The organism is Hirschia baltica ATCC 49814 (genome assembly GCF_000023785.1).
Taxonomy (GTDB): Bacteria; Pseudomonadota; Alphaproteobacteria; order Caulobacterales; family Hyphomonadaceae; genus Hirschia; species Hirschia baltica.
The window spans coordinates 115,491-134,700 of the sequence record NC_012982.1 but is presented as its reverse complement, the minus strand read 5'-3'; the positions used below and the strand labels follow the sequence as shown (position 1 = coordinate 134,700).

General features: G+C 43.0%; 12 protein-coding genes. 4 read left to right on the top strand and 8 right to left on the bottom strand.

Features of this window, described 5'->3' with window-relative positions; genetic code table 11:
- Window positions 1-14: 14 nt before the first annotated feature.
- The 3 genes from msrA to HBAL_RS00640 form a co-directional block, all read right to left on the bottom strand.
- Entirely contained in the window at window positions 15-671 is a 657-nt protein-coding gene (gene msrA / locus HBAL_RS00650) for a peptide-methionine (S)-S-oxide reductase MsrA (RefSeq protein WP_012777990.1), read from the bottom strand.
- 80 nt (window positions 672-751) lie between these two features.
- Window positions 752-4,012: an efflux RND transporter permease subunit gene (locus tag HBAL_RS00645; RefSeq protein WP_012777989.1), complete on the bottom strand. Its 3,261-nt coding sequence runs from the start codon at window positions 4,010-4,012 to the stop codon at window positions 752-754.
- Window positions 4,012-5,136 (bottom strand): efflux RND transporter periplasmic adaptor subunit, encoded by a 1,125-nt coding sequence (locus tag HBAL_RS00640; protein WP_012777988.1) that lies wholly within the window; start codon window positions 5,134-5,136, stop codon window positions 4,012-4,014. Before HBAL_RS00640 ends, HBAL_RS00645 begins: the two co-directional genes overlap by 1 nt.
- 370 nt (window positions 5,137-5,506) lie before the next feature.
- On the opposite strand from HBAL_RS00640, the gene HBAL_RS00635 reads away from it, so the two are divergent.
- A complete protein-coding gene (locus HBAL_RS00635; RefSeq protein WP_012777987.1) occupies window positions 5,507-6,313 on the top strand; it encodes a ferredoxin--NADP reductase in 807 nt (268 codons plus the stop codon).
- Window positions 6,314-6,383: 70 nt separating this feature from the next.
- Here HBAL_RS00635 and HBAL_RS00630 read toward each other — a convergent pair whose 3' ends face one another.
- Both HBAL_RS00630 and HBAL_RS00625 read right to left on the bottom strand, forming a co-directional pair.
- A complete protein-coding gene (locus tag HBAL_RS00630) occupies window positions 6,384-9,059 on the bottom strand; it encodes a PAS domain-containing protein (RefSeq protein WP_012777986.1) in 2,676 nt (891 codons plus the stop codon).
- Between the two features lie 122 nt (window positions 9,060-9,181).
- Complete coding sequence (locus HBAL_RS00625; RefSeq protein ID WP_233356714.1) at window positions 9,182-10,615, bottom strand: protein adenylyltransferase SelO; 1,434 nt, start codon at window positions 10,613-10,615, stop codon at window positions 9,182-9,184.
- 142 nt (window positions 10,616-10,757) lie between these two features.
- Here HBAL_RS00625 and HBAL_RS00620 point away from each other — a divergent pair, with 142 nt between their 5' ends.
- Window positions 10,758-13,073, top strand: coding sequence for a TonB-dependent receptor (locus HBAL_RS00620; protein WP_012777984.1), 2,316 nt, complete (start codon window positions 10,758-10,760; stop codon window positions 13,071-13,073).
- An 86-nt stretch (window positions 13,074-13,159) separates the two neighbouring features.
- On the opposite strand, the gene HBAL_RS00615 is transcribed toward HBAL_RS00620, so the two are convergent.
- Entirely contained in the window at window positions 13,160-14,137 is a 978-nt protein-coding gene (locus HBAL_RS00615) for an alpha/beta hydrolase (RefSeq protein ID WP_012777983.1), read from the bottom strand.
- A 106-nt stretch (window positions 14,138-14,243) separates the two neighbouring features.
- Window positions 14,244-15,155: a hypothetical protein gene (locus HBAL_RS00610; RefSeq protein WP_012777982.1), complete on the bottom strand. Its 912-nt coding sequence runs from the start codon at window positions 15,153-15,155 to the stop codon at window positions 14,244-14,246.
- A gap of 308 nt (window positions 15,156-15,463) precedes the next feature.
- On the opposite strand from HBAL_RS00610, the gene HBAL_RS00605 reads away from it, so the two are divergent.
- Window positions 15,464-15,811: a hypothetical protein gene (locus HBAL_RS00605; protein ID WP_012777981.1), complete on the top strand. Its 348-nt coding sequence runs from the start codon at window positions 15,464-15,466 to the stop codon at window positions 15,809-15,811.
- Between the two features lie 69 nt (window positions 15,812-15,880).
- On the opposite strand, the gene HBAL_RS00600 is transcribed toward HBAL_RS00605, so the two are convergent.
- A complete protein-coding gene (locus HBAL_RS00600; protein WP_012777980.1) occupies window positions 15,881-17,674 on the bottom strand; it encodes a long-chain-acyl-CoA synthetase in 1,794 nt (597 codons plus the stop codon).
- Window positions 17,675-17,877: 203 nt separating this feature from the next.
- On the opposite strand from HBAL_RS00600, the gene HBAL_RS00595 reads away from it, so the two are divergent.
- Window positions 17,878-19,119 carry a cytochrome P450 gene (locus HBAL_RS00595; protein WP_012777979.1) on the top strand — a complete coding sequence of 414 codons (1,242 nt, stop codon included), beginning with the start codon at window positions 17,878-17,880 and terminating at the stop codon, window positions 19,117-19,119.
- Window positions 19,120-19,210: the final 91 nt, after the last annotated feature.

Genomic DNA, 19,210 nt, shown 5'->3' with positions numbered 1-19,210 from the left:
TGACGCGCACAATATTATTTGTGCGCGGTCTCGTTGTTAGCCCACACCTGCTCTATTCGCTTATCCCGTCCGCAAGAACTGCGATAATAGCGATATCTAAGCGGGTTCTTTTTGTAATAATTTTGATGATATATCTCAGCTGGATAAAATGGCGCAGCTGTCAGGATGGGTGTTACAACTGGCGCCTCCAACACACCTGAATTTTCTAAATCACTTTTAGACTTCAACGCTATTTGTTGTTCATTTTCATCATTCACAAAAATAGCCGTTTTATAGCTGTCTCCGCGATCACAAAATTGTCCGCCATCATCTGTTGGATCAACATGACGCCAATAATAAGTTAGCAATTCATCGAAGCTGACCGTTTCAGGATCATACTCGATCTGTAACACTTCATAATGACCGGTATCTTCACGTGAGACTTGTTTATATGTTGGATTGTCTACATGTCCGCCGGAATAGCCTGAAATTGTCGCGACAACACCGTCAACTTTATCAAAATCAGATTCAACGCACCAGAAACACCCGCCCGCCACAACAATCGTTTTTGTAATTTCGGGCTTAGTATCCAGCCGCTCAGACTCAGCGACATTAGGAGCCGCAGTCGATTGCGAGCAACTTGCTAGCAAAGCAACAGACGACGTGAAAAATAGTGTTTTATAATTCATCATGCATGAATTATGGCTTAGTTTAAAACAACTACAACCTCAAAACGCGTTTATCACAGAGTTTTGAAAGTGTGTGAAACGCCTTATTCGGCAGCGTGTGGAGATGCTTTCGCATCACCAACTTGTCCGTCCGAATGCTGTGGATTTCCGCCGATAACATCTTCCATAAAGACATGCTTTTGATCCAAGCCCGCAACTTGTTTCAGGCGCAACCAGTTTCTATCTCTCCAACGTCCCATTTTTTCAGGCGCAGCCAACCAAACCGGTGTCACGATCAAAGTGACAAATGTCGAAAAACCAAGTCCAAATACCACAGCCGTGGATAAGGGAACCCACCATTCAGATGCAGCGCCACCTTTAGATATTGTACCTGCTCCAAAATCGATATTCATTTGCACAACCATGGGCAACAAACCACATATCGTTGTTCCAGTGGTCAGCAAAATAGGCCGCATTCTTTGAGCAGCTGTCATAACGGCTGCTTCATGTGCTGTTCGTCCATCCAAAATAAGACGCTGGAATGTATCAATCAGCACGATATTATTGTTCACCACAATACCAGCCAACGCCACAACACCTGTTCCTGTCATAATCATTGAAATGTAAGATGACGCCAATTGCAGCCCGATCAACACACCAATCGTGGATAAGATCACGGCCGAAAGCGTCAAAACAACATGATAGAAATTGTTAAACTCCCACAACAAGATGACCCCCATTAAGAAGAGAGCACCAAATGCGGCTGCCTCAAAGAATGCCGCAGCTTCGGCTGATTCCTCATCGGCACCTTCAAATTTCACTTTCACACCTGGGTCAAAGTCCTGCGCATCAACCCATTTTTTCAAAATGGCATTCATATGCGCACCCTGCCCCGCAACTTCAGCATTTGCACGCAATGTGAACACTCTTAAACCGTCTCTACGATCAATTCTTGTCAGCTGAGGAGCTGGCACGCGATCAACAAATGTTGAGATTGGGGTTGGCCCATCTGGCGTAGAGACAGTTAGATCATCCAAAGCCTCTACTGTTCTGTATTGCGCTGGGAAACGCACTCTAATATCGACCTCATCAATAGCATCATCTGGTCTAAATCTGCCAGCAAGTGCACCATTTGTGATAAGCTGAACAACACCGCCAACCTGATTGATATCTACGCCAAATTTAGCCGCTCTTTCTCGGTCAATGTCCAATCTCCATTCTGTTCCCGGCAATGGGCGCGTATCTTCAATATCAACCAGACCATCCGTATTATCTAATTTCTCCCGAATGAGCGTCGCTGTTTCAAGCAAGGCATCTTGATTGGATGCAAAGACCGAGATTTGGACGTCTTTCCCAACGGGCGGCCCTTCCTGAAATGGCGTGATCTCAATATGAGCACCGACAAAATTCTTAAACGCCTTGCGTATTTCAGCTTCAACTTTACGGCCATCAACTCCCGGCGCACTTGAATCTAGATCAACCAGCATTCGACCAACTGTATCGACGGGAATAGAGCCTGTCCCAGTCCCAAAGCCGCCTTCTGATGCCGCCGGACCAGTCACAGTCGTCACCGATAAAATTCCATCGATAGGCAAAACCAATTCTTCAGCGCGTTTGGTCACTTCAAACTCTTCAGCGCCCGATAGATTTCCTTGTGCACCGACATAAACGTAGAGCTTTTCGGGTTCAGCATTCAAAAAGAAATAGACGCTGTGCTGAGTCGTTCCAAACCACATGATGATTGCAACACAAATTGCAAATAATCCGCCTGTAACCATTAAAGGGCGATGACATAATTTATCAATCAAGCGCGCATACAACCCAAAAAAGCCTGTCGCTTTTTCAGGCGCACCATCAACACCAGAAAATTCTTTTAATGTAGAATCTGTGTTCTTATTTCGACCACCAATAACCCCGCCAAGAACCGGAAGAAAAATAAGTGCCATAAACAAAGACGAGGTAAGAACAAATATCAAAGTTATCGGCAGATAAGACATAAACTTACCTGGCATGGAATTCCAAAATAGGAATGGAAGGAATGCTGCCAGCGTCGTGGCATTGGATGCAATGATCGGCCAGAACATGCGTTTACCAGCCGTCGCGAACGCTTCTACCTTATCCAACCCTTCGGCCATTTTACGGTCTGCATATTCGACCACCACAATCGCACCATCAACCAGAATACCAACAGCGATAACCAGCGCGAACAGCACCATCATATTTATGGTATATCCGGCCCACCCCAAAAACAGAAACCCCATCAGGAAACTGGCGGGGATAGAAATCCCAACAAGAATGGCGGACCTTAAACCCAGCGCGCCCACAACGATAATCATCACAAGAATGACCGCTGTCATGATCGAAGATTGCAAGGTGGCGATCTGATCTCCGATTTCAGCAGATTCATCTGCCGTCAGTTCAACATTTAAAGTATCGGGCCAATTCAACTGTAACTCAGCAATTGTTGCACGCACACTCGCAACTGTTTCGAGAATGTTGGCACCCGAACGCTTAACAACTTGCACAGAAACTGCTGACTGACCGTTGAAACGTGCATACTCATCTCGGTCTTTAAATGTCCGTCTAACCTCAGCCACATCCTTAATTGTCACCACTCGGTCACCGACACGCTTAATTGCGATATCAAATGCATCTTGCGGCGTTTCAATCAAACCGGGCACTTTAATCGAATAACGCCCCTGTTCCATATCTATGCTGCCGGCAGGAATGAGGTTGTTATTTGCTTGTATCGTTGCAAAAATTGTCGCTGCTGAAAGATTATAAGTTTCCAGTTTTACTGGATCTACTTGAATTTCAAGGACTTCTTCTCGATCACCTTCAATATTTGCTTCTAAAACACCCGGTATTGCTTCAAGGTTTTCTTGAAGCTCTCTAGCAATACTGTACAAACCACGCTCGGGCAGATCACCATACATATTGACGACAACTACTGGAAAGCGCGCTGTATTGATCTCTGATACAATTGGCTCGCGCGTTTCAACGGGAAATTCCCGCTTGGCCATATCTACTTTTTCACGAACATCCAAAAGAGCCTGATCAACATCAGCATCCATTTCAAATTCTATCGCAAGCTGACCAGCTCCTTCCAAAGCAACAGAATTAACCTGTTTTATCCCTTCAATAGACCTGACTTCCGCTTCTGTTGGCCGAATAAGGAGGCGTTCAGCATCTTCTGGAGAAATACCTTCCAACGGAATAGTCACCAGAACAAACGGCACTTGAATCTCTGGTGCAGCTTCTTTTGGAAGATTATTATAAACCACAATTCCGGCGATGATCGCACAGACCAATATCGACAGCACCATACGTGCCCGCGAAACTGCTCCGTCGATGAGCGAATTCATTACGAATTATCCCCTTCAAAAAAAGCTTCGACACGAAGCCCTTGTTGAACATAGTCTTGTCCCTGCACGATAATATCAGCTTCTTTTGGTAAACCGCTGACCCAAACCCCTGACGGATCGCTATCTACGATTTCAACCAACGCCAAATTGACCATTGAATTTGGCCCGACAAACCGAACACCTGGTGCACCATCATCCGAGTAAACAATCAGTGCTGGGGAGATATGATGCGCTAACCCTTCACCAATTTGAATGCGAATTTCAGCTGATTGCCCTGCTGGATATTTCATATCACTATTTTCTAGCGCAATTTCAACACGATATGTGCCTGTTGAAACATCTGCGGAAGACGCCACATAGCGGAGTTTGCCAGCAATACTTTCATCTGAACGATGCCCTAATTGCGCACTAGCTGTAGCACCCGATTGCAAAATCCCTGCGTATTTTTCAGAAACATCTGCAGCGACAATCAAAGGGTCGAGATCCAGCATCACACCGCAGACACTTCCGGGGGAAAGGAAATCCCCAACTTCCGCTTCTCGTTTTTCAAAAATACCAGCAAATGGTGCCCGAATATCTGTTTTTGATAACTCTACCTCAGCACCCTCAACGGCTGCCGCAGCCGCATCTAGTGTAGCTCTCGCTGCTGCTTCCTGGTTTTCAGGTTTCCAGCCTTTTTCAACCAATTCCTTGGTTGCGTTATAATCAAGTTTAGCTGAAGCATATTTTGCTTTAACTTCATCCAGATTTGCTTGACGCGCATCGACATCCAGTCCGCAAAGAACAGCGTTTAATTTTACAAAACTACCCTCAACAGCATTCGCTCGAGATACAACACCAGTTGTTTCTGATCGTACAAGCACCGTCCGCTCAGGTTCAGAGCGACCCTTTAAATTCAGATATATAGGGTGCATTTCAGATTTAGATTTGCGTACCAATACCCGCACAACTTCTTTACTACTCCGTTTTTCAGGAACCGGCTTATCAAGTGTAGGAACTGCATTTGCAGTGCCTTCCGGGATATGTGTTTGTGTATCATCCCCAGAACGAAAAAGCGCACTGCCGACAAAATATAAAATAAATACCGCAAAAATACCTGCGGCGATTTTCATAGACCGCGACATTCACAGGTTTCCTTTCACTCTGACAAACCGGCATTTTGCAGGCTTTTCCCTGATTTAATAAACTCAAATTATAATTTTGGCACGTAATTGCTATGGTTAACGGACATTGTGTCACGACTTATACATGATTACTCTTTCCCAATACCATTTCTCAAGCACTAAATTTACAAAGTGAAAAGAACTTTTTATTATCAATATTGCTGAAATTGCGTATCAATGCTCATTTTTGCATTCCCTAAAGTGTCAGTTTAGTTGCAAGTTGCGCCTTTAGGACTTAGCTCCCCTATATCAGTCGATTTTATTCGCAAAATCTGTTTTTCTAAACTATCTAGTTTTTATAAACGACACGAACAGGCTTAAGGACGAGAACATGGACGCAGCAGCAGCCAAACCCGCTAAATCTGCAACGGGCCCAACCGAAGAAACAGTGCTTTCAGTCAAGCATTATACAGACAGATTATTTTCATTCCGGCTTTCCCGTCCCGCAGCTTTCAGATTTCGCTCAGGCGAATTTGTGATGATTGGGTTGTACAAAGACAATGGAAAACCTTTGTTGCGCGCCTACTCCATAGCATCACCTAGTTGGGATGAAGAATTAGAGTTCTACTCGATTAAGGTCCCAGACGGTCCATTGACGTCACGCCTTCAAAAAATTGTGCCCGGTGATAAAGTGTTACTTGGCCGCAAACCAACCGGCACACTCGTCCATGACGCACTCGTTCCGGGCAAACGCTTATACTGTTTCTCAACAGGTACAGGATTTGCGCCTTTTGCTAGCGTTGTGCGTGATCCTGAAACTTACGAAAAATTCGATGAAGTGATTGTAACACACACATGTCGTGAAGTTGCAGAACTCGACTATAGTAAGCAAATTGTAGATGAGACGCTAAATCATGAATTCCTTGGTGAATTAGCTCAAGGTAAGCTTGTTCACTATGGTTCAGTAACGCGAGAAGACTATCCGCACAAAGGCCGCATTACTGAGCTTATGAGTTCAGGTAAATTATATTCAGATCTTGGTGTACCAGCTCTAAACCCCGAAACTGATCGTGTGATGATTTGTGGATCTATGGAAATGCTGGCAGATACAAAACAATTATGTCTTGATGCCGGCTTTGTTGAAGGTTCAAATGCAACACCCGCACAATTTGTTATTGAAAAAGCATTTGCAGGCTAAACGGTCAAAATATTTTGAGAGCGAACACGACTAATCATCTACGTCGCTCTCAATAAAATTGGCTTACTTATTAGCCAGTTGCGGTTATTTTCTTGGTTGAAACTTCCCATCCGCCGCCAGTAAGATCATTCAGCTGCGTAATTAAATCTTCCTGAGATATGGGTTTAGCAATACAGTCATTTGCGCCCACAGACATTGCTTCTCGAACTTTAGCAAAACTCATATGCGGAATAGCGGCAATGATTTGAAGCGGTTCCCGAGAAGTCTCTCTCTCCCAACCTCGTATCGTGCGGATAGCTGAAATACCGCTCAATATAGGCATTTGAGTATCCATAATGACGACGTCGAAAGCTTGGTTTTTAACCGCATCTATGGCTTCCTCGCCATTTTCAACAAATGTCACATCTAATTGCAATTGAACTGCGAGTAGTTCTAGGACACGTCTATTAAGCGGATTGTCTTCTGCTACAAGAATAGACAATTCGCTCTGACTAGAAATTTTAGGCACAGATCCGCCGGAAGAGCCGCGTTCAAAATCTTTCATAATCGGGAATTCGGTCAAAATTCTGGAGACAGATTCTCCTGCCTTTTCGTAAAAGACAGTCCCTTTTAGTTTTTCAGTAAAATCGTGGATAATCGCCATAGACAGCCCCTCTTCTTCAGGGTTGTCCAATTGAATCAATACCGAATCTGAATAAGGTATTTTAGGGTAAGCATGTTTTACATCAAATGTGAGAATGCAAAGTCCTTCGCCCGAATTATCGACTTCAACTTCGACAACGACATGATCGTCATTTCGAACTGTTTTCTGCAATTCAAGAATGAATAATGACAGAGATTCCTCTATTTTAGCTGGATTACCTTTATAAATATCATCCGACTCATCACAATACACAGCCTCTATTGTGGTAGATACCGCGCCACATTTACTATTTGCGATACAGCTTTCGACAAGCTCTTTAATATTGAATTCTGACGATTTATTTTCAAACTTATGTGAGTAAATACTCATATATTTGTCAATGTTATGAATCGCGTCGCTCACACCTTCCGCCGACGTATCCATAAGTTTCAACATATTCACTTGCTCACGACTGAGTGACGTTCTTTGAAGTGCGTGAGAAAGCTCTAGCATACTCGCAATCTGCTCGGACACTGAGCGCCCAACATCACCAATTAATGATGCTTTTCGGCGATATTTCTGCTGAAGACGCTCTTCGAGGTCTTCAGTCATATAATCAGTTTTTTGAGACACCGTGATATCACGCATTGAACCAATCATACGCACTGGTTTGCCTGTTTCATCAGCGTCCTGACGAGATGCAACAGAAACCCAAATTTCTCTCCCCACGGCATTTTCTTTACGGTAAGACAAATGCACCGGTGCACCTGCACTTAAATGATGCTTCCAAGCTTTAGAAACTCTAGGCTGATCATCTGGGTGAGCGAGTCTAAAAAGACTGTTCGTAAGCTGACTGAGGCTTGGTTTTGATTTGAAAAACGGCGTCCAATCCCCTTCTATTTTTACCGTTTTTTGCAGCAGGTCAATCTCCCAAACCATCATGGAAGACAATGCCAACCCATATTCCATACGTGCCAAAGAGGCTTCTGTTTGACGTTTTTGAATAACGATTTCAGTTACATCTTTGATAATACAGATTGCACCACAAACGGAACCATCTTGCTCCATCCAAGGCGCACAAATCCAATCAATCCATTGTGTTTCAGCCGATCTTTCAATTGTTACGTGCTTGAATTCGGTTGTTTCACCAGTAATCGCCGCATCGACACTTTGCTGTAATTTTTCAGGTGTCTGGGCCCACAATTGAGTAATTTTTCCGCCAAGCAAATGCACATCAGACTTGCCAATCATGTCCACGAGAGACTGATTTACCAGAGAAATTTTTCCATCCAAATCTATAATAGCAACGCCAACAGAGGCATGATCAAGGAAAGCCTTAGCAGATGACTCCGTTTTCATTGAAGACTGAAGCGCTTTAATGTTGGACGTTTTATTCAGTGCCACACCACTGATACCATCAATACTGCCATCTTCAGTATAACAAGGAGATCCAGCAAATTCGATTACTCTTGTCTGACCATCAGGACAGTCAATTGTACATGTCACGGTCTGCGTTATGCTGTGAAACTGACTCTTTGAAAAAGCATTGGACAGCTTTTTAAGGTCAGCTGGCGACATCATTTGAGCATATTCGTCAAATTTTAGCGGCTTGGAATTTTCTTCCATCCCAAACATTCGAAACATGCCTGGAGACCAGAATGCTGGCTTGGACTTGGAAATGGTCCAACGTCCAATACCAACAAGCAATTCCATTTGAATCAACGCATCATCTGTTTCTTTGCGTCGCTGCTCTAAACGGGCTTCGTTCGTAATATCTACAGCGCTGTAATAATACCGATCTGAAGCTGAGCGGCTTATTGAAGCTTGCACCAATCGGATACTCCATCCAATTCGCATAGTCAGCTTAAGCTCAGTAATCGTTTCAAATGGTTCCAAACTCGCTAATTGTTTTTGAAACCTATCTCGACTTTCTTCAGACAGATATGCAGATAACTTTACACTGTCAGCACCAGCAGCGGGCGCGACAAAGCGTCGGAATGCGCCATTTGCTCGGCACACCGCTCCATCTTTATTTAGAATAACAAAATGCTCGTCTACGGAATTAAAGAAAAACTCCAGAGCTTCTTTATCTAAATCGACCTTTTCCTGAGGCCCATCAAACATTACACGCCACCCAAATCGGATTTTCTTTAGGAAAATTCCTTTATCTATATTTGGTGTAGCAAAAACCGGTTAACAAATTTACTTCACTCATTCACCTAATCAGTGATTCCGATTTCATAAATTTATGCCGTGCATTTTGAATAATTTCTTATTCTATCAATGGCTTGATGAAATTCACTCCAATCATCCTCTTCAACCACCTTCATCCATATATTTTCAATGTCTTGAATTAGCACAGTAACGGGATGAACAGATTGAAAATAAGATGATTGCAAACTCTTCTCATCTAAAGGTTCATATGCCATTAGCATTTGTTTGACTTCGGAAAACTCAGTCCCTTCATACAAATTCGCCTGTGGACTTAATTTTGATCTAATCGCACTGGCGGCTCCCCCATACCAATCGAAAAAAGTTTGTTCAAAAGCCGCACCACTTTGTGTCATCCAGTTCAAATAGGTTTGAATAAAATGTCCATCCTCTTCTGGAGACGTTTGGTGGATACCTAACCGCCTAAAAACATGGCTCCGCAAGGAAGCGCGATACACATCTGCATACTCATTTAATACGACCTCAAGAGATGACGAGTCACTATGTGATAACAAACAACCCGCCAACTGAGTCAGGTTCCAAATTCCAACTTCTGGCTGTCGACCAAATCTATATCGCCCAGCATCATCAAAATAAGCCGCCACAAAATTTGGATCTGAGACTGGCAAAAACCGATATGGTCCATAATCAAAGCTTTCACCGGTAATAACCATATTGTCAGTGTTCATAACACCATGCACAAACCCTGCAGCCATCCATGAGGCAATCATGTCCGCTGTTGCAGTCATTACTGCTCGAAAAAATGCAATGACTGTGTCTTTAAACTCCCCTCTTTGTACATCTGGATAGTAATGCCGGACGCAATAGGCAATCAGATCGGCAATGCCTTTCTCATCCTCTAAATATGCAAGCCTTTGAAACGTTCCAAACCTAATATGACTGTGAGACATTCGAACCAATACACCAGAGCGTGCAGGACTAGGCTCATCGCCTCGATAAAGTTGTTCATGCGTTTCAAAAAGAGTGAGGCTTTTTGATGTATTTACACCATGCGCTTGCAGCATTTCTGTCGCCAGAACTTCACGCACGCCACCTTTCAACGTTAGACGCCCATCACCCGTTCTAGAAAATGGTGTTTGCCCAGAACCTTTTGTTCCCAAGTCCAACAATCTTCCCTTATCGTCCTTGAATTGAGCAAACAAGAAACCTCGCCCATCTCCGATTTGAGGATTGTATTGGCCAAACTGGTGTCCATGATATGCAAGAGCCAGCGGTTCGGGCAAATTTTCTGGAAGAGCATCGAAATCAGCGAAATATTTTTGTAACGACGACTCAGAAAAGTCGGTAAATCCAATTTTTTTTAGCAATTCTAAGTTGCTATACCGTAACGTAACTGTTGGAAAATTAGCACACTGAGTTGCAATTGATATCAAATTTTTCACTTCATTGATGGTTTGTGCAGGCTGGTATCTTGTTTCTTCCGCAGAGTTATGTGACATTTTTAACATCCGTACCATTTGACTTAAATTTGGGACCTAGAATTGCAGCGTTAAACTACGTTTTGGTCGAAACGCTTTTCCCTGAATTTAACGACTTGGCTCGGGAATAATATAGCATGCAAAAAAGTATGCACCTATTGGGAGGAAAATTATGTCCAAAGTGAAAACCGTGTTGCGCGGTGCGACTTGCTTGGCGACTCTAGTTACAATGAGTTCACCGATAGCATTTGCACAAGAAGATACAACTCAAGAAGAAAACGGTCGTCAAACTGCAGTCCAACGTATGTTGGAAACAGTAACCGTGACTGCTACAAAACAAAAAGATCCTGAAAATGTTCAAGATATCGCAACGTCAGTAACTGCGTTTAACGCAAGCTCTCTTGAAACGCTCAAAGTGCGCGATTTTGAAGATTTATCCTACAATGCCCCAAACGTATCGCTTTCTGATGTTGGTACAACGAAAGGTTCTGCGAACTTCTCAATGCGGGGGTCAGGTACAAACTCATCTATTGTCTCCATTGACCCAACAATCGGTGTCGTAGTTGACGGTGTCCCTTTAGGTGTACCAGCCGGTGTCGTCTTCGATATGTTTGACCTTGACAGTCTTGAGATCCTGCGCGGTCCTCAAGGTATACTCCAAGGACGTAATACTATTGGTGGTGTTGTTGCAGTAAACACAGGCAACCCAACTGATACACTTCAATACAATTTCAAATTTGCAAGTGAAACACCAATTGACGATGGACGTGGTGGACCTAGCAGCTACGTTCAAGGCGCAGTATCTGGACCTCTAATAGAAGGTAAGCTGAACGGTAAGATTGCGGCCTATTATAATTATGATGAAGGCTATTTCAAAAACCTAGCCAACAATGAAAATCATGGTGAAGGCGACGCGAAAATTATTCGTGGTGCTTTGGAATATATGCCAACGAACACTTTCACAGTATTGGCAAAAGCAGAATATGCAGAATACACAGGCGATGGTCCTGCATCTCAAAACAGATCCCTATACGACCGTAACAGCTTTGATTTTGCAATAGACAACAGAGGCTTTTACGACGCAGCATCAACATTTGGAACGTTGCGTATGGACTGGGATGTTGGCTTTGGTGACGGAACAATCACAAACATAACCGGCTATCGCAAATATGAAGCATCTTCCAGTTCTGATATTGATTCCTTGCCGTTAGCGCTATTTGATGGTCCTGCCGTCCTAGACCAAGAACAGCTCTCAAACGAACTACGTTACAATGGGTCATTCAACGACCTTACAGTTACAACCGGCATATTCTATATGGATCAATCAATTGATCTAGCTGAAACTCGTTGGATTGCCTCTCAACTTGTAACGCCACTTCTACCAGCTAACATTCCATTGCCTTTCCCAGGTGGCGGATTGCAAGACCACCATACATTGGGTGTTTTTGCGCAAGCAGAATACCAATTTACTGATAAATTCTCAGTTCAAGCAGGTCTACGTTACACACAAGAAGAAAAAGATGTTGATGTAACTTACATTATTCCTGCTCTATCTAGAGGAATATCAAACTGTTCAGTTATCGAAAAAACATGTCCTGTAGACTATAGTGACAAAAAAGAATGGAATGTTGTTACACCAAAAGTTGCTATGGAATATAAAGCAACTGACAACTCACTGCTTTACGCGTCATACAATCGCGGTTTCCGTTCTGGTGGGTATAACTTCAGGCTTACTGATCCAGCGGTATTCCTTCAACTTAACCAAACTATCAATAACGGTAACTATTATTTCGACAAAGAAACTCTTGATTCATTTGAAGTTGGTTACAAATATGAATCAAACGATGGACGTGTCCTGTTAAACTCTGCTGTTTTCTTCAACCAAGCAGAAGACATGCAGCGCGAAATCAATGTTTCAAGCCCAACAGGTGTGTCTCAATTCATCTACAATACAGCTGACGCTGAGATGAAAGGATTGGAACTAGAAGGACGTTTTGCTGTTACCGATAACTTCCTGATTACAGGTAATGTTGGTTATATTGATGCGAAATACACTGATATCCGCTTCCCAATCTCAGCAGTTTCTGTGACTGATCTTGCAACAGCCGTTGTACAAGACAGTGATTATGATTTGGAGCTACCACGTACACCTGAACTTACATACGGACTTGGTTTTGTATGGGATCAAAGCTTAGGAAATGCTGGTTCATTGGTCACATCAGCAAACTTCATGCACCGCGATGAAAATGCCTACACCGACAGTAATGCCGGTTATTTCAACGCGGCCGATATGGTCAATTTCGACATCACATGGAACACGCCTAAAGATGGAATTTCCATCTCATTGTATGGAAAGAACATGCTTGATGAAGTTCAAGCAGGTGGAGACACACAAATTCCATTCGTAGCGGGAACTCTTGGCCCAGCAACATTCTCACCTCTGAACAAAGGACGTTTGGTAGGACTGGAACTATCTATTAAAGGATAGATTTCAAAGCGAATTCAAATAATAAAGGGCGGCTTCAAATGGGGCCGCCCTTTTTCAATATACGCCTCAGTTTAATTAAATTAGATCTATGAGTTGATCGCAGATTTCAACACTTTTCCAGCCGCCACTATAGCATCCCGAGCACTTTTTGACACTGCTGTGGAATTGAAGAAACCATGAGGGTGAGATTGATAATCCTTGTGCGTAACCTTCACACCTGCCGCTACTAGTTTATCAGCATAAATCCTACCTTCATCCCTCAATGGATCCCAACCTGCGGTTATCACATGCGCAGGTGGCAGCTTTTGAAAATTTGAGTAAAACAAAGGTGAAATACGCAGATCAAGCGGATTTTGATCCTTTTCAAGATAAGCAGACCGGCAAAATTCAAATGCCGCTGGAGAGAAAAAACTTCCCTCTTGTAGCGACACACCCTTTTCTTTCAGATCTACAAATTGCGCCAATGGATAAATCAATAGCTGGAACACAGGCGCAGGACATTCTCCATTCTGAGCTGCACGCGTCACAACCATAGTGAGATTGCCACCAGCGCTATCTCCGCCCGCTGCAATTTTTGATCTGTCCGCACCCCACTTTTCAGCATTCTCCACTGCCCATTTAAAAGCTGTAACAGCATCATTTACTTGGGCTGGGAATTTGTGTTCTGGTGCTAATCTATATTCCACAGATAAAATCCGACAACCAGACGCGTCGGCAAGTCTTCGACAAATAGAATCATAAGACTCCAAATCCCCCATAACAAATCCGCCGCCATGAAAAAAAACAAGTGCAGGTCCTACCGGATGTTTGGCGCTGTAGGGTGTATAAACTCGCCCCGGAATAGGTCCATCACCACACTCTATATGCAGATCTTCAACAGATTGCATTTGTGGAAGATCTGGCTCAATCGTCTGCATGACGTGGATGAAATTGTTGCGCACCTTGGTGAATTGTTGTCGCCAATCAAACGCATTCCGGTTTGGTTTCAACTCACGATTTTTTGTAAAACTTTCCCAAGATGCGAGAAATGAATTCAAACTTTCATCCAATTTTTTCTGAGGCATTGTCTATTTCTTTAAATTTAAGGCAGCACATATGCCAAACATATCTGACATCATAACATCGGCTGAAATAAGACAGAACTTCATCAAACGTTCAAAAATACTAGGATTAGGATACCGGTTCAGTCAAACCAGCAGCCCAGAATCGCGCTCTCGTGTCATCCGGTAGAGTTTGAAATGACGCGACCAAAATATCCACCTGTTCACAACCATTAATGCCATCAAATTTGTTTTCTGGTGTCTGCACTTCTTCATTTAATTCAGCGCTTTGGGCGGGTTCAGGTGTCGAAAGTAAATTGAAAAACTGCAAGCTTTCAGGGTTTGCGGCCATTTGGACGATCAGAGGAGACAGAATTTGCGTATCTTCTGTCGTCAATTCTCCATAATTTTGAGGCGCAACAATCCCGCCTTCAATCGCACCCAACATCAATAACACAGTCCGCATGGCATACTGATAATATTTACTATCATAATACATATATTTGGGCGCGAGATCTTTATTTTGCGAGATCCTATACAAGCTAGAAAGATCGCATGATTTACCGCCCATTGCCTGTTGATCCAAAGAAAGCTCAGAAATCAATAATAGTGCCTGATCAAAATAAGCCACTTCAGACAAAAACATGGATGTCTTGTGCTTTTTTGCCAAGTGTTTGCTTTTCTGCAAGATCATCATCGATAAGTCATTTTTCGACCGTCCGGCCTGAGCTTGCCTTGCCATATCGGTCAAAAGTTTCGCATGCTCAGTCTGATCTATCTGCTGCATTTTCACGAGCACAGACTTGGTCAATTCGTCCTGAAAACCATATGCATTTATCAATCCCGCAGCATCTGGCAAAGATTGTCCAGCGACCAATTCAGGAATGGTTTTGTCAATGTCAGCTTTTTTTGATCCAAACAATTTTGGGCCTAGAATAACACCAACAAAACAAACAAGAACAACAAAGCCCACTATCCCATACCAGATAGGACCGTCCTGATTTCCTTTATAAGGTTTTCCACCCGTTGCATCAAAACCCATGATCGACACCTTAAACTTAACCTATATCGCAATATCATGGTTATCGCCGGTGAATTTCAAATTCGTTACCAAAACTGAATTCCCCTTTTTGGGGAAGTCAGTTCAATGAACATGTATAAACCTAATAACAACAGTAAATTCAAATACAATTGAGCTTAATACTTGTATAATTGCAGAAATTTCGTGATCTAAAACGAATTAACATAGACTTTCTCAAAATGAATAACAAAAAGAACCGCTTTTTAACTATTTTCGATTACATTTTTCTCCAAATAAGAGAATAAGGCGAAAAACTAGGGGAATACTAAATGCCAACAACAGCAATCAGCCGTGATCAAGAAATCTCGTCTTTGCTAGAAGTCGAGGGCGAAATTGTCTCTTTTATGAGGAAGCTTCACGGGAGCGATGAACTTTCTTACAATCAGGCATCAGATTTGTTCACTAACATTCACGCGCATGCTGCTTGGACGGACCTCCCCCCCCTTGCAAGCTTAGCCGAAAAGATTTGGAACGATTTGACGCGAGACGACAATGACGCCCAAATGTCTCACGATGAACGCACTGAAATCCGTAAAAATATGATGACATACAAATTTCTGTTGAACCGCTTAATGGGTGATTATCAACCGGAAATCGATGCAGCAATGGCGAGCTAAGTCCTATTTTCTTGCTTTTTCGACAAAGCGCGCCTTACCTATTATAGAAGCGCGCTTTATCTCGTGTTTCTAGAGACGTCTCTCACCCTTTTGAATTGCTTCAAAAATATCGACGGTCAGTTTCACATAAGATTTGTCTTCAGCCGAAGACACGAATATTGGAAACTTTATGGTGTTTGGGTCAAACCCCTCTTTTACAAGATCCACCTTCTTAAATTTAAATGTACCTGTCGTATTTTCTGTTTCTAAAATACGGATGAAAACAGGTCGTGCATATTCTGGCAATTCAGAACGGACATACGCCCATAGGGCCGCCAGATCTATTTCGTTTGCAAGCTGAATTGCTGCCATACCGGCACGCCCTTCATGACCTTTCACTTCTACACCATAAACATTCGCAAGCTCGACACCTTCAAATGAAGAAAGCACTTCACTCACTTCATTTGTAGAAACATTTTCAGCCTTCCAGCGATAGGTGTCGCCTAGACGGTCTACAAAATACAGATAGCCATCTTTATCACGCCGCATCAAATCGCCAGTTCGAAAATAGGAATCTCCTTCTTCAAAAACATTATTGACGATTTTGGATTCATTCTTGGATTTGTCTCTATATCCTTCAAACCGCTGCCTATTGGCGGATGGATCTATCTTCCCAATAGCTTCGCCAACTTCGTTTGCCTCAGTTTCACTACAAAACCCTTGTTGATTGCGAATGACTTCTTCAGTTTGATTATCAACTTTGATAACGCGCGTTGGTAGCTTTTTGCGTAATATGTCAGGCACACGCCCAATGGCTCCAATTTTATTGTCGACATTTAGCAGATTAACATTGCCTTCAGTGGCACCGTAAAATTCATATACGCGCCGAATACCTGTTCTCTCAACAAGTTCTGACCAAACATCCGCACGCAAACCGTTTCCAAAACATCTCGTGATTTTGTGCTGTCTTTCGTCAGGCGTAATTTCACAATTCATGAGGTACCGCCCCATTTCGCCAATATAAACAAAATTGGTTGCACTTGTTTCAATTGCTATTTTCCAGAATTTATTGGCAGAAAACTTCCTCTCTAGCACGATCGCGGCCCCTGCCATTAAAGCACACCCTGCCGCCACAAGTCCTCCTGTTGCGTGATACAATGGCAGCGCAATTAGAACGCGATCGCTTGGAATAGACTTACAGGATACAACCATTGAACGCAGCATTGTTTGGCATCGCGCATGCGTCATCCGCGCCGCTTTAGGTAATCCAGTTGTTCCAGAAGTATAAATATACAAAGCAATTTCTTTGGCCTGCATACCGGCTCGAAGCGCTTTATCGGGCCGTTCGGAGGATATATTGCTAAGCACAGTTTCCAGATTACCGTGTCCACCTTCAATGTCACCCAAAACCCATGCTGGGACATCAACATCTAAATATGATTGTGCCGAGACATATTGCTCCCAGCGAGCATCACCCATGACGAGGATTTTCGCTTCAACAATATTCAAGCAATGCGCAAGCGGCTGTGATGCAAGTTGGTTGTTGATCAGTGCGCAACAGGCTCCAATTTTTGTTATCCCCAACCAAAACGCCAAATAATCTGGCCGGTTTCCCATAAGCAAGGCAACACAATCCCCCTGTTGAATACCTTGCTTAATTGCCCAGTTTGCAAACTTGTTAGCACGTAGATCCAACTCACCATAGGTTGTCTCTTGTCCGTCAAATATAACCGCAACGTTTTGAGAATGTGCATCCACCGATTTTTCCCAATCATCGGGCAATAAATTTTCACTGAATGGTGTAATGTCTTCGGTATATTTAAGAATGGCCATTAAACCAGTTACATATGTAAAGTCGCTTTTAAGCCTCTGGATGAAGTTCATTTTTATAACCGCCCAATCTTTATATATTTTAGTTGAAGTTTTGAACAATTTTGTCATTCTGTATAGAGATTGGCGCTCAAAATCACGGTAATTTGTCTCAAGTCTGAAATAGTGAAATTAGAAGATTTTCCACTATTTCCACTTGCAGGCAAATATGGATATAGCTTCTACCTATACTCACATACCAGCATGGAAAATTCTGAATGTCTGTCATCGACTTTACCGACAAAGACTATCTACGATCACCCCAGCAGGTTTTATTTGAATTATCTCAAAAAGGGCCAATCTTACCGGTAAAAATACCTAAAATTGGCAAAGCTGTTCTTATCTCGGGTAATGATGCCCTCATTGATCTTTTGAAAAGCCCACATCGCTTTACGACAGATTCCAAAACTGTAGGGAAAGATGCCATTTTTGCTTCAGCTGGCATTATCCCTGAATTTAATCCAGGAAATGGCAGTCTTTTTCTAAAAGATGGCAAAGACCATAGAGACATCCGCCAACACCTTGACCAAGCACTGCGTAAGAGCGGCTTAAAATCTCTACGCCCAAACATCGCATTGCTCGCTGATCAATTGCTGGAAACTCACACTCCGGCAAAAAGACTAGCTGCGAACCAACGCGACCTCGTCTTGCAATTTGCAATGCCATTGCCCGCTATGGTGATGATCGAACTGTTGGGGATTCCCAAAGATGTCGCGCCAAACATATTAAAATGGGCAATACAAATTTCTTTTCCGTCTGGTATCTTAGGAAACAGACACGCTCAATCTGCACGCAAACACCTCTACGACTATCTTAAAGAATTTTTCAGCACCCCATCTTTGCTTCCTCCTGAAAGCCTTGGTGCCAAATTGCTGGAAAACAAACCAGCAGCTTCTGCTGATCAAAATGCCAATATCGTAGATATAGCATTCTTTTTGATATTAGCCGGCCATGCCACAACATCCAGCTTAATCAGCCTTGGGTGCCTCACCTTACTTGATCACCCTGCGCAGCTTGAACTTTTAAAACAAGACTGGACACGTGTGCCTGATGTCGTTGAAGAGATATTGCGGTTTGCATCACCTGCTCAAACCACCGCCCCGCGCTATGCAAAAGACACTTTTGACTTTCATGGCCACACTTTTAAGCGCGGCGATATCGCATTTGGCTTTCTCGCCGCCTCTAACATGGACCCTGCATCTAATAAAAATCCGCTTGAATTTGATATTACACGTGATCAAAACCGACAAATCAGTTTCGGTGCCGGTGCTCACTTTTGTGGAGGTGCCCAGCTAGCTCACATTATTGCAGAAATTGCGCTTCAGCGACTATTTTCTAAATGGCCTGAAATGCGACTTTCATCTGAAGCTGCAGGAAGCCTAGCTTGGTCCAAGAAGTTTGGAGTCCGAAACCTCAACAAAATGATTGTTGAAACACAGCAATCAACATCGCGTTTCTAATAAATTTTGCTGAAATTGAACCCAATATCTAGTTAACAAAAAGTAAACACGCCTTATCGCCAAGATCTTCTCGTTAATATTTTTCACAATA